Annotated in this window: 12 protein-coding genes; 7 read left to right on the top strand and 5 right to left on the bottom strand. The window is 71.1% G+C overall.

The features are described 5' to 3' along the window. Positions 1 to 236 precede the first annotated feature (236 nt). Positions 237 to 2,624, top strand: coding sequence for a chitinase C-terminal domain-containing protein (locus CG740_RS24190; protein WP_100577327.1), 2,388 nt, complete (start codon positions 237 to 239; stop codon positions 2,622 to 2,624). 110 nt (positions 2,625 to 2,734) lie between these two features. Here CG740_RS24190 and CG740_RS24185 read toward each other — a convergent pair whose 3' ends face one another. Further along, a complete protein-coding gene (locus tag CG740_RS24185) occupies positions 2,735 to 3,874 on the bottom strand; it encodes an ROK family transcriptional regulator (RefSeq protein WP_100577326.1) in 1,140 nt (379 codons plus the stop codon). Positions 3,875 to 3,998: 124 nt separating this feature from the next. Here CG740_RS24185 and CG740_RS24180 point away from each other — a divergent pair, with 124 nt between their 5' ends. The 4 genes from CG740_RS24180 to CG740_RS24165 all read left to right on the top strand — a co-directional run bounded on the left by CG740_RS24180 (position 3,999) and on the right by CG740_RS24165 (position 8,483). After that, entirely contained in the window at positions 3,999 to 5,210 is a 1,212-nt protein-coding gene (locus tag CG740_RS24180) for an MFS transporter (protein ID WP_100577325.1), read from the top strand. A 109-nt stretch (positions 5,211 to 5,319) separates the two neighbouring features. Next, positions 5,320 to 6,699, top strand: a complete 1,380-nt coding sequence (locus CG740_RS24175; protein ID WP_100577324.1) for a uracil-xanthine permease family protein — start codon at positions 5,320 to 5,322, stop codon at positions 6,697 to 6,699. Positions 6,700 to 6,806: 107 nt separating this feature from the next. Then, a complete protein-coding gene (locus CG740_RS24170) occupies positions 6,807 to 7,544 on the top strand; it encodes a DUF5995 family protein (protein ID WP_100577323.1) in 738 nt (245 codons plus the stop codon). A gap of 9 nt (positions 7,545 to 7,553) precedes the next feature. Further along, positions 7,554 to 8,483, top strand: a complete 930-nt coding sequence (locus CG740_RS24165) for an LLM class F420-dependent oxidoreductase (protein WP_100577322.1) — start codon at positions 7,554 to 7,556, stop codon at positions 8,481 to 8,483. A 63-nt stretch (positions 8,484 to 8,546) separates the two neighbouring features. Here CG740_RS24165 and CG740_RS24160 read toward each other — a convergent pair whose 3' ends face one another. Further along, a complete protein-coding gene (locus CG740_RS24160) occupies positions 8,547 to 10,238 on the bottom strand; it encodes a flavin monoamine oxidase family protein (RefSeq protein ID WP_100577321.1) in 1,692 nt (563 codons plus the stop codon). Positions 10,239 to 10,335: 97 nt separating this feature from the next. Then, positions 10,336 to 11,133, bottom strand: coding sequence for a carbon-nitrogen hydrolase family protein (locus CG740_RS24155; protein ID WP_100577320.1), 798 nt, complete (start codon positions 11,131 to 11,133; stop codon positions 10,336 to 10,338). A gap of 193 nt (positions 11,134 to 11,326) precedes the next feature. On the opposite strand from CG740_RS24155, the gene CG740_RS24150 reads away from it, so the two are divergent. Next, positions 11,327 to 11,809, top strand: coding sequence for a hypothetical protein (locus CG740_RS24150; RefSeq protein ID WP_100577319.1), 483 nt, complete (start codon positions 11,327 to 11,329; stop codon positions 11,807 to 11,809). 171 nt (positions 11,810 to 11,980) lie between these two features. Here CG740_RS24150 and CG740_RS24145 read toward each other — a convergent pair whose 3' ends face one another. After that, on the bottom strand, positions 11,981 to 12,436 hold the full coding sequence (locus CG740_RS24145; protein WP_053724485.1) for an Lrp/AsnC family transcriptional regulator: 456 nt from the start codon (positions 12,434 to 12,436) through the stop codon (positions 11,981 to 11,983). A gap of 10 nt (positions 12,437 to 12,446) precedes the next feature. Beyond that, the gene (locus CG740_RS24140) at positions 12,447 to 13,916 is read right to left on the bottom strand and encodes an amino acid permease (RefSeq protein WP_100577318.1); all 1,470 of its coding nucleotides are present in this window, start codon (positions 13,914 to 13,916) and stop codon (positions 12,447 to 12,449) included. A 409-nt stretch (positions 13,917 to 14,325) separates the two neighbouring features. Between CG740_RS24140 and CG740_RS24135 the strand changes: the two genes are divergently transcribed. After that, on the top strand, positions 14,326 to 15,390 hold the full coding sequence (locus CG740_RS24135) for a GDSL-type esterase/lipase family protein (protein ID WP_100577317.1): 1,065 nt from the start codon (positions 14,326 to 14,328) through the stop codon (positions 15,388 to 15,390). Positions 15,391 to 15,393 lie beyond the last annotated feature (3 nt).

The following is a 15,393-nucleotide window of genomic DNA, read 5'->3' as shown; positions in this document are numbered from 1 at the left end:
TGAGTAGATGTGGCCTGGCTCACAGATTGGCCGAAATCCAGTGGGGCCGCCCGGGAGCCGGGCGGAACGCGCGCAGCGGCGTATGCCTTTGGTCCATACCTATTGACGCACTGGTCTAGTCCTTTTAATCTCTGCGTCACCTCCGAGGAGAGGCCCGCCGGTGTGCGCACGCCGGGGCCGCGCACGACCACCGCCTTGTTCGTTGTGTTCCGCCCACCTCCCAGGAGGAACTGCCCGTGCTCTCCCCCACCCGCAGACGCACCGCGCTGCTCACGGCCGCCACCGCGGTCGCCGGGCTGCTGTTCGGCGCGCTGTCCACCGGCGTCTCGCAGGCCGCCGTCGACAACGAGGCCTGTCGTCCCGACGGCCTGTACAAGACGCCGGGCGTCGACGTCCCGTACTGCTCGGTGTACGACACCGACGGCCGCGAGAAGATGGGCGCCGACCACCAGCGCCGGGTCATCGGCTACTTCACCGGCTGGCGCACCGGCCAGGACGGGACGCCCGCCTACCTCGCCTCCGACATCCCGTGGGACAAGGTCACCCACATCAACTACGCCTTCGCACACGTCGGTTCGGACAACAAGATCTCCGTCGGCACCGACAGCGACAAGAACGCCGCGACCGGGATGACCTGGCCGGGCGTCGCGGGCGCCGAGATGGACCCCTCGCTCCCCTACAAGGGCCACTTCAACCTGCTCAACAAGTTCAAGAAGCAGCACCCCAACGTGAAGACCCTGATTTCCGTGGGTGGTTGGGCCGAGACCGGCGGCTACTTCGGCGACGACGGCAAGCGCGTCGACTCCGGCGGCTTCTACGCGATGGCCACCAACGCGGACGGCTCGGTCAACCAGGCCGGCGTCGACACCTTCGCCGACTCGGCGGTCGCCTTCATCAAGAAGTACGGCTTCAACGGCGTCGACATCGACTACGAGTACCCGACGACGATGAAGGACGCGGGCAACCCGCTCGACCTGAGCATCTCCAACGCCCGCCGGGCCGGTCTCGTCAAGGGCTACGCGGCGCTGATGAAGTCGCTGCGCGAGAAGCTCGACCGCGCGGGGGCGGCCGACGGGAAGCACTATCTGCTCTCGGTCGCCGCGCCGTCCTCCGGCTACCTGCTGCGCGGCATGGAGACCTTCCAGGTCCAGCAGTACCTGGACTACGTCAACATCATGTCCTACGACCTGCACGGCGCCTGGAACCAGTACGTCGGCCCCAACGCCTCGCTCTTCGACGACGGCAAGGACGCGGAACTCGCGGCCGCCGGCGTCTACTCCACGTCCCAGTACGGCGGCATCGGCTATCTCAACGCCGACTGGGCCTACCACTACTTCCGCGGTTCCATGCCGGCCGGGCGCATCAACATGGGCCTGCCGTACTACACGCGCGGCTTCCAGAACGTGCAGGGCGGCACCAACGGCCTCTGGGGCAAGGCGCCTTCGACCACCTGTCCCGCCGGTTCCGGCCTGACGGCCTGCGGTGACGGCGCCGTCGGCATCGACAACCTCTGGCACGACCTGGACGCCAACGGCAAGGAGGCCCCGGCGGGCTCCAACCCGATGTGGCACGCCAAGAACCTGGAGAAGGGGATCGTCGGCGACTACGTCACCCAGTACGGCCTCCCTGCCGCCACCAAGCTCACCGGCAGCTACGTCCGCAACTACGACTCCACGCTGGTGGCGCCCTGGCTGTGGAACGACCAGAAGAAGGTCTTCCTGTCCACCGAGGACGAGCAGTCGGTGGGAGCCAAGGCCGACTACGTCGTGGACAAGGGCATCGGTGGCACGATGGTCTGGGAACTGGCCGGCGACTACCAGTGGAACGCGGGCAAGGGCCAGTACGAGCAGGGCTCGACCCTGACGAGCGAGATGTACGACAAGTTCAAGTCGGCCACCCCGTACGGCAACAAGCGCTCCACGATCGCCCTGCCCAGCCAGGCGCTGAACATCGGCGTGGACTTCGGGCAGTTCCCGCTCGGCGACTCCAACTACCCCATCAGCCCCAAGGTAACGCTCACCAACAACACCACGGCGACGCTGCCCGGCGGCACGGAGTTCCAGTTCGACTACGGCACTTCGGCCCCCGCCAACGCCAAGGACCAGTCCGGCTTCGGCACCACGATCGTGCGCAGCGACCACACCGCGGCCAACAACATCGGCGGGCTCAAGGGCGACTACAACCGCGTCTCGCTGAAGCTGCCGAGCTGGCAGTCGCTGGCACCGGGCGCCTCGGTCACCCTCGACTTCGTCTACTACCTGCCGGTTTCCACCCCCTCGAACTGGACGGTGACCTTCGGTGGCAAGACCTATGCGCTGGCCGGCGACCGCACCCGGGGGGCGGTCGTGAGCGACCCCGGCACCTCGACGCCCACCCCGACCCCCTCGGGCACCCCGACCCCGACCCCCGCCCCGACGCCCTCGGGCACGACCGGGCCCTCGCCGTCACCCACGCCGCCGGGGGGCACCTGCGCGGCGCCGGTCTGGTCGGCGGGTTCCGCGTACGGCGGCGGCACGACCGTCTCGTACAAGTCCCACACCTGGAAGTCCAAGTGGTGGACGAAGGGCGAGGAACCGGGTACTACCGGTGACTGGGGAGTGTGGCAGGACCTCGGCGCCTGCTGATCCGCTCCCCGCACGAACGCCCGGCGGCGGTCTCCCGGCCCTTGGCCGCCGTCGGGTGCGGGCATATGAGGGCGCATCAGATATGACGTGTCGTCAGTCCGCTTGCCACGTCAGGGATGTGGCGCGAAGAGGTCGTCCTGGGCCGCATCCCGCGCGGTCAGCAGCGCGCCGCCCAGGACCGCGCCATCGCCCAGGGCGCTCGGCCTGACCTCGGTGGGGAGCGGGGTCAGGGCGGCCAGGGCACGCTGGACGCGGGAGGCGAGCAACGGGCCGCCGGCGTGGCCCAGTTCGCCGCCGAGCACGATGAGCCCGGGGTCGAGGACCGCGACCACGCCCGCCGCGCCGACGGCGAGCCGCTGAGCCAGCACGTCGAGGAAGGGCCCGTCGGCGCCCCGGACGGCCTCCTCCGCGCCGCCGGGCCGCCCGAACCCGGCGGCGAGCCGCGCCACCGCACCCGCGTGCACCAGCTCGTGGAACCCGCCGTCGCAGCCGGTCGCGGACGGCAGGCCACTGGTGCCCGGTACCGGCATGAATCCGATCTCGCCCGCGCCGCCCGAGGCGCCCCTGCGCAGCTTGCCGTCCAGGACGAGGGCCGAGCCGATGCCCTGCCCGAGCCACAGGAGCACGAAGGTGTCCTGACCACGGGCGGCGCCCAGCCGCTGTTCGGCCACGGCGGCCAGGTTGGTCTCGTTCTCGACGAGCACGGCGGCGGGCAGCCGCCGGGCGAGGACCCGGACGAGTTCGCGGTGCCAGGCGGGCAGCCCGCTGGTGTCGCGCAGTTCGCCGCTGGCCGGGTCGATGAGCCCGGGAGCGCCGACCCCGACGCTGTGCAGCCGCTCCGCGCCGGCCTCCTTCGCGGTGCGCTCCAGGAGCGCCACGGCCTGCTCGACGGCGGGACCCGTCCCGGCCTCCGGCTCGATCGGCAGCGTGGCCTCGGCGAGGGTGTGCCCAACGAGGTCGGCCACGACCAGCGAGACGCTGTCGGTGCGCACGTCCAGGGCCGCCAGGTGTGCCCGGTCGGCGACGATCGCGTAGAGCCGCGCGTTGGGGCCGCGCCGCTCGGCACCCGACTCCCCCACCACATGCACGAGGCCGGAGCCCTGAAGGCGCTCGACGAGGTCGGCGACGGTCGGCCGGGAGAGTCCGGTGAGGTTCTTCAGCTGGCCTGCCGTCAACGGGCCCTCGTCCTGTAGGAGGCGCAGGGCGAGCCGGTCGTTGATGGCCCGGGCGGTGCTCGGGGATGCGGGCATGCCAGGAATCCTTCCAGATCGGCGTAAGCGGGTTGCGACCCGTTCTATTTATCAGGCAGGGTTCCTGATAGTTTACGCCGCGGCGGCGGGGAAGCCGCCCCCGAGGGAGGGAAACCCGGTCGACATGGCAGCCGAACTTGCTCTGGATCCAAGGCAGTTGAGGCGGGCGCGGATCGCGATCGCCGCAGTGTTCTGTGTGCACGGCGCGGTGACCGGCAATTTCGCCACCCGGGTCCCCTGGATCCAGGACCACGCCGGGGTCTCCGCCGGCCAACTCGGCCTCGCCCTCGCCTTCCCGGCGATCGGCTCGTCCCTGCTGATGCCGCTGTCCGGCGCGATCACCCACCGGTTCGGGGCGCGCAACGCGCTGCGCGGGCTGCTCGCCCTGTGGACCCTGGCGCTCACGCTGCCCGCGCTCGCCCCGAACCTCTACACGCTGTGCGCGGTGCTCTTCGTGTACGGCGCGAGCGCCGGAATGGCGGACGTGGCGATGAACGCGCTCGGCGTGGAGACCGAGACCCGGCTCCGCCGCTCGATCATGTCCTCGCTGCACGGCATGTGGAGCGTGGGCGCGCTGATCGGCTCCGCGTCCGGGACGCTCGCCGCGCACCTGGGAGCGGACGCCCGGCTGCACCTCACCGTGGCGGCCGCCGCCCTGACCCTGCTCGGCCTCGCCGCCTGCCAGGGCGTGCTCGACCTGCGCAGCGCACCCGACGAGACACCGCCGCCCCGGTTCACGCTGCCGCCCAGGTCGGCGCTGATCATCGGCATGGTGGCGTTCTGCGCGGTGTTCGCCGAGGGCGCGAGCCTGGACTGGTCGGCGGTCTATCTGCGCGACGTCCTGGACACCTCGGCCGGTACGGCCGCGGCCTGCACCACCGCGTTCACGCTGACGATGGCGGTGGCCCGGCTCGCGGGCGACAAGGGGGTGGACCGCTTCGGGGCCGTGCGTACGGTGCGCGCCGGAGGGGTGCTCGCCACACTGGGCGGTCTGCTCGTGGTGTTCGCGCCGGGACCGGCCGTCGCGATGGCGGGGTTCGGTCTGATCGGGCTCGGGATCGCGGTCGTGGTGCCGCTCGCCTTCGCGGCGGCCGGGCGCAGCGGCACCAACCCGAGCCAGGCCATCGCGGGTGTGGCGACCATCACGTACACCTCGGGCCTGGTCGCGCCCTCCGCGATCGGCGGGATCGCCGATCTGACCTCCCTCGTGGTCTCGTTCGGGCTGGTGACCGTGCTCGCGCTCGGCCTCATAGCGGGGGCCCGGGTGCTGCGGGCGGGGGTCCGTCCGCAGGAGCCGGCCGGTACGGCGGACGTCGCGCCGGCCCGTCAGCCCTGACCCGCCCCGCGCGCCCGCGGCCCGGCCGACGGGGGAGGTCGAGATCCGGCACTAATATTTGGCCTGATCTTTTCTTGGCACCGACCCCCACCGACGAACTGGAGCGACCATGCGCCTCGGCGTGCACTGGACCTTGCACGGCGACGGGCGGACCCCCGCTCCAGGAGCCGTCGTCCGCCCCGACGAACGGCTCACCTGGCCGCGCACGATCGGTCTCGGCGCCCAGCACGTGGTGGCCATGTTCGGCGCCTCGTTCGTCTCGCCGGTCCTGATGGGCCTCGACCCCAACCTCGCGATCATGATGTCCGGCATCGCGACGGTCATCTTCCTGCTCGCCACCAAGGGCCGGGTCCCCAGCTACCTCGGCTGCTCGCTCTCCTTCGTGGGCGTCGCCGCCGCGATCCGGGCCACGGGCGGCACCAGCGCCACCGTGACCGGCGCCGTCTTCGTCGTCGGCGTGGTGCTGTTCTTCGCCGGTCTCGCGGTGCAGCGGTTCGGCGCCCGGATCATCCACGCGGCGATGCCGCCCGTCGTCACGGGCGCGGTCGTCATGCTGATCGGCTTCAACCTGGCACCGGTCACGGCCTCCACGTACTGGCCGCAGGACCAGTGGACCGCGCTGATGGTGATGCTGTTCACCGGTCTGGCCGTGGTGTGCCTGCGCGGCTTCTGGTCCCGCATCGCGATCTTCCTCGGGCTGATCTTCGGGTACGGCATCTCCTGGGTGCTCGACCAGGTCTTCGGCAGGATCCACTCGGTGAACGGCGGCCCGCAGGCCGTCGACCACTGGCGCCTGGACCTCTCGGGCGTGGGCAAGGCCGACTGGATCGGACTCCCGAGCTTCCACGCGCCGAGCTTCCAGTGGTCGGCGATCCTCGTCGCGCTGCCCGTCGTCATCGCCCTGATCGCGGAGAACGCGGGCCACGTCAAGGCCGTCGGCGAGATGACCGGCACCAACCTGGACGACAAGCTCGGCACCGCGATCGCCGCCGACGGCGTCGGCTCGATGCTGTCGACCGCCGTGGGCGGGCCACCGAACACCACGTACTCAGAGAACATCGGCGTCATGGCCGCCACCCGCGTCTACTCGACCGCGGCCTACTGGGCCGCCGCCGGATTCGCGCTGCTCTTCGGTGTGTGCCCCAAGTTCGGCGCGGTCGTCGCGGCGATTCCGGGCGGTGTCCTCGGCGGCATCACCGTCATCCTGTACGGCATGATCGGGCTGCTCGGCGCGCAGATCTGGATCAACGCCAAGGTCGATCTGCGCAATCCGCTGAATCTGGTTCCGGCCGCGGCCGGCATCATCATCGGCATCGGCAACGTGACGTTGAAGTTCACCGAGAACTTCCAGCTCAGCGGCATCGCGCTCGGCACGATCGTGGTGATCACCGGCTACCACGTGCTGCGCGCCTTCGCCCCGGCCCACCTCAAGGAGCAGGAGCCGCTGCTCGATTCGGGCACCTCGTCGTACGAGAAGGACCAGGCGTAGCGCGTCCGGCCCACCCAGCGCGGCCGCCCCGCCCGCCGTTCATCCGATCCGGTCAAGCCCTCTTACGGCGGTGCTGGGCCGGGCCGGCGGGCTGGGACGCTGCCCCCATGACGCAGACCGCATGGACCGGAACCGGACACCCCGCGCGGCACCCCCAGCACACCCACCGGTTCGCCGCGCCGCTCGACCCCGTGGTGCGCAGGATGCGGGCGCTGCGGGCCGACCTGCCGGCCCGCGACGGCATCGCGGTCTTCAACCGCGTCTATCTGACGGTGACCGAGGAGATCTCCCGGCTCCTCGCGCACGACCACTTCACCGACCCGCGGGGCGCGGCAACGCTGGACGTCCTGTTCGCCGGGCGCTATCTCGCGGCGGTGGAGTCCTCCTCGCTCGGGCGGCGCCCGCCGGACTGCTGGCGTCCGCTGTTCCAGTACCGGCGCCATCCCGGAGTACGTCCCCTGCAGTTCGCACTGGCCGGGATCAACGCCCACATCGGGCACGACCTGACGCTCGCGGTGGTCGACAGCTGCCGGGCCCTCGGCTGCGAACCGGCTTTCCTGGAGCGGGACTTCGACCGCGTCGGCGACACGCTGGTCCTCCTGGAGGAACGCATCCGGGAGGAACTCATGCCCGGGCCCGACCTGTTCGAGATCGCCGACCCGATGACGCATCTGCTGGCGTCCTGGAGCCTGGAGCGGGCCCGGGACGCCTCCTGGTCCGCGGCGAAGGTCCTGTGGCAGTTGCGGGAACTTCCGTCCCTGGCCCAGGAGTTCACCGATCGTCTGGACGCGGGCGTGGGTCTGGTGACCCGCTGTCTGCTGACCCCCCTTTCGGTACCCGACTGAGGAGAGACCATGGCGATACGGCTCGGACTCGGACTCCCGCAGATGAAGCAGTACGACCTCGGCCGCGATGTGCCCGCGGTGGCGCGGACGGCGGAGGAGATCGGTTTCGAGAGCCTGTGGGTGTTCGAGCGGGTGCTGTTCCCCGAGCCCGCGACCCAGGGCCTGTACGGCGTTCCGGGCCTGCCCTGGCCCGACGGCTACCGCGCGGTCGCCGACCCGCTGGTCACCCTGACGCTCGCGGCGGCCGCGACCGGCCGGGCCCGGCTCGGCACCAGCGTCCTGGTGGGCCCGCTGCACATCCCGTTCCAACTGGCGCGCTCACTGGCCTCGTTGGACGTGGCGAGCGGCGGCCGGGTGGTGGCCGGGATCGGCACGGGCTGGTCGCACGACGAGTACGCGGCGGCAGGGGTGGCGCCGTTCGAGAAGCGCGGCAAGGTGCTCGACGAGCTGCTCGATGTGTGTGCCGCGGTGTGGGGGCCCGATCCGGTCGCCTACCAGGGCGAGTTGACGACCGTCGCCCCCGCCGTGGTCGGCCCCAAGCCGGCCCGGCCCATCCCGGTCTACCTCCCCGCGTCGAGCCCGAAGTCGGCCCGCCGCCTGGTGGACCGGGCGGACGGCTGGCTTCCCGCGGCCCAGGGCGCGGCCCAGCTCGCCGAGCAGTGGGCGAGGCTCCAGGACCTGGCCGCGGAGCGCGGCAGGACGCGCCCGATCGAGGTCTGCGTCCGCGTGAACGCCCAGCATCGGGTGAAGCCGTTCGAGGGCGCGGAACGCCCGCCGTTCACGGGCAGCGCGGCCCAGATCGTGGACGACCTGGCCGCCCACGCGCTCGACGGCATCGGGGAGTTCCTCCTGGACCTCCAGAGTTCCGCACGGGACGCGGAGGAGCTGAAGGACCTGGCGGCGGAGGTGTACGGACTGGCGCGGGCGGCGGGGTTGTAGCCCACCCCGCGAGCCCGCCCGGGCACGCTCGGGCCGTCATGGGGGTCCCCCCGCCCCGGGAGGCTAGTCCTCGGGAAGCTCGACCGGGGCGATCGAGTCGTACAGGTCCCCCGGCCCGGGATTGCCCGCGTCCGTGGCCCCGCCGAAGTGGTGCATGACCCCCCACACCGCGTTGAGCGCGGTCTGCACCGCACCCTCGGCCCAGCCCGCCGTCCAGGAGATGTCGTCCCCGGCGAGGAAGATCCCCCGCTTGTCCTCGGGCAGCGAGTCCTGCATGAAGTGGGTGAACAGACGGCGCTGGTAGCGGTAGTGCCCCGGCAGGTTCGCCTTGAACGCGCCCATGAAGTACGGCTCGTTCTCCCAGGACACCGTCACCGGGTTGCCGATGATGTGGCCCCGGATGTCGACCTTCGGGTAGATCTCGCCGAGCGACTTGAGCATGACCTCCATGCGCTCGCCCGCCGACAGCGGCAGCCACTTGAGGCTGTCGTCGCACCACGTGTAGGAGAGGCAGATGACGGCGGGCTTGTCCGGCCCGTTGTCCAGGAGGTAGGTGCCGCGCGTCATGCGGTCGGTGAGCGTCATCGACATGACGTCACGGCCGGTGTCCTCGTCCTTGTCCAGCCAGAACGGCCGGTCGACCGGCACGAACAGCTTGGAGGACTCCATGTAGTGGGTGCGCTCGATCGCGGTCCAGTGGTCGATCGGGAAGAGCGAGTCGTCGCAGGCGATCTTGGAGAGCAGCATCCAGGACTGCGCCGTGAAGATCGCCGCGCGGAAGGTGCGGATGTCGCCGTCGGAGTCCGTCACGGTGATGCGGTTGCCCGCGGTGCGGTGCAGCCGGGTCACGGCGGGCCGGGGAGCGCCGTCGTGCAGCGAGGAGAGCGAGGTGCCCTGCGCCCAGTGCACGATCTTCTCGGGCTCGCGCTCCCACAGGCGCAGCGGCAGCTGCTGGGAGCCGCCGACGATCCCGCGGTGGTGGTCGTCCGCCTCGGTGTAGACGACGCGCAGGATCTCCAGGATGGAGTTGGGGAAGTCGGTGTCCCAGCCGCCGGTGCCGAAGCCGACCTGGCCGAAGATCTCGCGGTGCCGGAAGGACTTGAAGGCCTCCGACTCGCAGAGGAAGCCGTAGAAGGTCTGGTTGTCGAGCTTGTCGACGAGCCTGGCCCAGATCTCGCGGATGCGCGGGATGTCGCGCTCACGGATCGCCTGGTTCATGTCGGAGAAGTCGGCGCCCTCTTCGAGACAGGCGTTCCAGGCGTCCATGACCTCGCGGTAGACGGGCGGCAGCTCGTCGACCGACGTCGCGTAGTGGGACTCGCCCTTGAGGTCGACGACCGTCGAGGGGGTGTCCGGCGCGAGCGGGTTCGGGAACGGCTTGGTCTCCAGGTCCACCAGGTCGATGTAGTGCTGGAGCGCGGTGGAGCACGGGGGGAACCGCATGGCGCCCATCTCGGCGGTGAGCTCGGGGTCGCAGCCCGGGAAGCCGACGGTGCGCAGCCGGCCACCGATCTGGTCGGCCTCGTACACGACGGGCTTGAGGCCCATCTTCATCAGCTCGTACGCGGCGACGATGCCGGAGAGACCGCCGCCGATGACCGCGACCTCGGCGCCGTGCTCGGTCGCGGGTATCTGGCCGAGCCCGGCCGGGTGCGCGAGGAAGTCGTCGTACGCGTAGGGGAAGTCCGGCCCGAACATCGTGACGGGCGGCTGCTCGTCGATGTGCTGGACGGCGGTGGGCACCGTGGACGTCATGGGGTACGGACTCCTTGCACAGTACGGAAGTTGAGGGGGCGGGCCCTCATGTCCCGGGGTGGGGACCCGGGCTCGGGGGGTCAGTGGATCGAGGGCCTCAGACGAGGGACGAGTAGAGCCCGGGGCGGCGGTCGCGCAGATACGGGTTGTTCGCGCGCGAGGCGGCCAGGAACTCGGGGTCGACGTCCCCCACGACCAGCTCGGTGCCGCGGCCGGCGCGGGCCCGTGCGGCGCCGTCGGGGCCGGCCAGACAGCTCAGCCCGACGAACTCGAACTCGCCCTCGGGGCCGGTCCGGTTGACGTACGCGACGTACAGCTGGTTCTCGAAGGCGCGGACCGGCACGAGGGACTCGGCGACGAACTGGAAGGGGTGCATCTGGGCGGTGGGCACCAGGAGGAGGTCGGTGCCGGCCAGCGCGTGGGCCCGTACGTTCTCCGGGAACTCCACGTCGTAGCAGATCATCATGCCGACGCGGAGGCCGTTCAGCTCGGCCTGGACGACCGGCTGCTCGCCCGGCGTGAAGGCCTCCTGCTCGAAGCCGCCGAAGAGGTGGGTCTTGCGGTAGTTCGCGAGGCGGGTGCCGTCGGGGCCGATGAGCTGGGCCGCGTTGTAGACGGCGTCGCCGTCGCGCTCGGGGTAGCCGTAGACGACGGCCAGGCCGTGGCGCACCGCGATGTCGGCGATCGCCCGGGCGGAGGGGCCGTCGGCGGGCTCGGCGAGCCTGGCCACGTCGTCGCCGATGGCGTACCCGGTGAGGAACAGCTCGGGGCAGACGATCAGCCCGGCGCCGGTCGCTGCCGCCCGCCCGGCCGCCTCGTCCAGCGCCGTCAGGTTCGCGGCGACGTCCGAGAGACGGCCGGAACTCTGGAGCAGGGCGGTACGCAACGCGGGCATGGGCGGTCCTCGGCGGGGCTGGGGGTGCGGGGTCACTAGACGGTACGTTCCGCCGTTCGACACGGACAAGGCGCGAGCGTTGCGCGTAGCCGCGCGATTCGTTGCGCAAGATCGCCGGGTGGCGGCGATTCGTTGTGCGTTCCCCGTGCATGCGGTTTCCCGCTGGATGCGGTGGGGGCACACACTGCGGGCCGTGCACGGCTGGCCGCGCCGTTCCCCGCGCCCCGGAAACCCGTCCTTCGCCTGCGGACCGCAGGGGCCGTTCGCGCAGTTCCCCGCGCCCCTCGGCGGCACCGGTGCCGGCCACGCGTGGACGTTCGCGCAATTCCTCACGCCCCGGAAACCCGTTCTCGCCTGCGGACCGCAGGGGCCGTTCGCGCAGTTCCCCGCGCCCCTTGGCGGCACCGGTGCCGGCCACGCGGGGACGCTCGCGCAATTCCTCGCACCCCGAAAACCCGTCCTCGACTGCGGACCGCGGGAGCCGTTCGCGCAGTTCCCCGCGCCCCTTGGCGGCACCGGTGCCGGCCACGCGTGGACGTTCGCACAGTTCCTCGCACCCAGGAAACCCGTTCTCGACAGCGGACCGCGGGAGCCGTTCGCGCAGTTCCCCGCGCCCCTTGGCGGGACCGGTGCCGGCCACGCGTGGATGTTCGCGCAGTTCGCCGCGCCCCTGTAGGTGGGCCCGGATGACTCGGTTCGGGTCTGTATGGGCATCCTCAGCCCGTCCGGCGATTGAGGACGAGCGCCCTTTAGGCGCGAACGGGGTCTGGGGCGGAGCCCCAGGGGGAACCGGAACCTACCGACCCCGGGCAACGGGCGGGAGGGTGGCCAAACGCCCCCCAAGGGGCTACGCGGGCGACCCCGAGGTGTACCGCCGCAGCAGCGGCGAGAGCACCAGCACCGACTTCGTACGCTCCACGTACGGCTCGCCCGCAATCCGCTCAAGGACGCGCTCGAAGTGCCGCATGTCGGAGGCGAAGACCTGGACGATCGCGTCCGCCTCACCGGTGACGGTGGAGGCGGACGCGACCTCGGGATACCGCTCAAGCCCCCGCTTGATCGCGTCGGGCGAGGTATTGCGACGGCAGTAGATCTCGATGAATCCCTCCGTCTCCCAGCCGAGGGCCGCCGGGTCCACCCGTACGGTGAAGCCGGTGATGGCACCCTCGGCCCGCAGCCGGTCGACGCGCCGCTTGACGGCGGGCGCGGACAGACCGATCAGCGAGCCGATGTCGGCGTAGGAGCGTCGGGCGTCTTCGGCGAGCGCGTGGACGATGCGTTCATCGAGGTCATTGAGTCGCACTGCGGGTGGATCACTTCTGTGAGGCGGTGGCCAGCCTGGAACGGCGGTAGCCGTAAGCGAAGTAGATCACGAGACCGGCGGCCATCCAGTATCCGAAGTACTCCCAGGTGACCCCGGAGAGGTTCCACATGAGGTAGCCACAGGTGGCGAAGCCGAGGATCGGGATGACCCAGCCGAGCGGCACCCGGAAGGTGCGCGGCATGTCGGGGCGGGTCACGCGCAGGATGACGACGGCCACATTGACCAGCGCGAAGGCGAAGAGCGTGCCGATGCTCGTGGCGTCCGCGAGGTTGCCGAGCGGCACCGCGGCGGCGAGCACACCGCAGAACAGGGAGACCGCGATCGTGTTGGCGACCGGGGTGCCGCTGCGCGGGCTGACCTTGGCGAACACCTTGGGCACCAGACCGTCGCGGGACATCGCGAAGAGGATGCGGGTCTGGCCGTAGAGCACGGTCAGGACGACGCTGGCGATGGCGATCACGGCGCAGGCCGCGAGCAGCGTGGCCCAGAAGGAGTGTCCGGTGACGTCCTTCATGATCCCGGCGAGCGCCGCCTCCGAGCCCTCGAACTGCTTCCAGGGGCGGGCGCCCACGGCGACGAAGGCGACCAGGACGTAGAGCGCGGTGACGATGACCAGCGAGAGCATGATCGCGCGGGGCAGGTCCTTCTTGGGGTTCTTCGCCTCTTCACCGGCCGTGGAGGCCGCGTCGAAGCCGATGTAGGAGAAGAACAGCGACGAGGCGGCCCCGCTCACTCCGGCCGTGCCCATCGGCATGAAGTTGGAGTAGTTGCCCGACTTGAAGCCCATGAAGCCGATGACGCAGAACAGCACCAGGGCGGCGATCTTCACGCCGACCATGATCGTGTTGATGCGGGCGGACTCGCGGGCGCCGCCGAGCAGCAGGCCCATCGCGAGGACGACGACGATCAGCGCGGGCAGGTTGAATATCCCGCCGTCGCCGGGCGGCGCGGACAGCGCGTCGGGGATGGTGACGCCGATCGTGCCGTCCAGGAACTCATTGAGGTACTGGCCCCAGCCGACGGCGACCGCCGCCACCGAGACGCCGTACTCCAGGATCAGGCACCAGCCGCAGATCCAGGCGACGAGTTCGCCGAGCGTTGCGTAAGCGTACGAGTACGAGGAGCCCGCGACCGGGATGGAGCCCGCCAGTTCGGCGTAGGACAGGGCGGAGAAGAGCGCCGTGAGGCCGGCGAGCACGAAGGAGACCGTGACGGCGGGTCCGGCCTTGGGGACGGCCTCGCCCAGCACCACGAAAATGCCGGTGCCGAGCGTCGCACCGATGCTGATCATGGTCAGCTGCCACATGCCGAGCGAGCGCTTGAGGGAACCGCCTTCGCCCTGGCCACCCTCCTCGACCAGGCGTTCCACCGGCTTGCGCCGCATCAGTCCGCTACCGAGGCGCGGGCCCCCGGCGGCGGGTGCATCGGTCGAGGGTGGCGCTGCGCCGTGATCCAACACTGAGGTGGCTCCTTATCGCTGCCAATCGGCGGCGGGTGACCGCGACGGACCGGCCTGCCCGCACAAAGGGGTATTTCGGGCAGCATGGAGCCTTCCCGTGGCCGGTTCCGCCGAGCAGGCGGTCCCCGCCACTCCACGTACGGCGAGAACCCTATGGGTTTCCGCTTCCCGGTCGTAATGCAGCAACCTTGCGCATCGGCGGTTGATCATTGCGCACGGACGCGTGGGGTGGGTGTTTGTTGCACATCAACGTTCGATCCGTGCGTATGCCCTGTTCGTACCCCTTCTCACAGGCTCGCGCAGTGGTCCTGGTCACGGCCCCACGGCGGCACCGGCCACGGCCCGCGCAGCAGCCCTGTGCACGGGGCCGTCTTGACACCTGATCAGGGCTGTTGCAGGGTCGCGCCCCATGGAGCTGCACCTGCCGTACGAGACCGCCGGGCCGTCGGCCACGGGCTGGCTGGATCCAGCCCCCTTCCTGCGCGGGGTCGCCTGGCTCGACGCCGAGGGGCAGCCGGTGCGCGCGGATCCGGACGATGTGATGCGGCTGCCGTGGGACACCGGCGAGCGGGCCGCGCTCCCCATCGGGATGCGCATCGAGTTCACCGCGCGCGGGGCCTCGGCGGTGGAGGTGCGCTACCGCGCCCGGGTGCCCGAGGACGACGCGGAGCTGCACGACCTCGCGCACACCTTCGCACTCTGGCAGGGCGACCGATGCGTCACCGAGGAAACCGTGACACCCCGTCAGGAAGGCCAGGTACGTCTACAACTCCCCTGTCCCGACGGCCTGTTCACCATCCACCCGCCCGAGACGCAGGCGCCGAGGATCGTCGGCCTGCGGCCGGTCGGCGGCACGCTCGCACCGGCCCCGGCACGACCGCGCTGGCTCGTGCACGGGGACTCCATCACCGAGGGCTGGTGGTCGACGCGCCCCGCCCACGCCTGGCCGGCCGTGGCGGGCCGGGCGCTGGGCCTGGACGCGGTGAACCTCGGATACGCGGGCGGGGCTCGCGGGGAACTCCCCACCGCCGAACAGCTCGCGCGACTTTCCGCCGACGTCATCACGCTCGCCTTCGGCACCAACTGCTGGTCGCGGCTGCCGTTTTCGGCCACGCTGATGTACGAGACGACGCTGGCGTTCCTGCGGCTCGTGCGCCGGGGCCATCCGACGATCCCGCTGCTTGTCGTCTCCCCGCTGCTGTGCCCGGAGGCGGAGCGGACGCCGAACGCCCTGGGCGCGACGCTGGCGGAGTTGAGGGCGGCCATGGAGAGGGCGACCGAGGAACTCATCGCGAAGGGCGACCAGGCCCTTCAACTGCTGCCCGGGCAGGGCCTGTTGACCCCGGACCACCTCGCCGACGGCCTGCACCCCACGGACGAGGGCCATGCCCTCCTGGCCGCGGCGGTGGCGCGGGCGCTGGCCCCGCGGGTGCCGGGGGCGGAGCGGACGCCCGGGTCTTCGCGCCTCCCGTAGCCC

The sequence above is a fragment of the Streptomyces sp. CB01201 genome (assembly GCF_002803085.1).
Classification (GTDB): Bacteria; Actinomycetota; Actinomycetes; order Streptomycetales; family Streptomycetaceae; genus Streptomyces; species Streptomyces hundungensis.
Note: the sequence above shows the minus strand (reverse complement) of the source record. Positions and strands in the feature narration are given on the sequence as shown.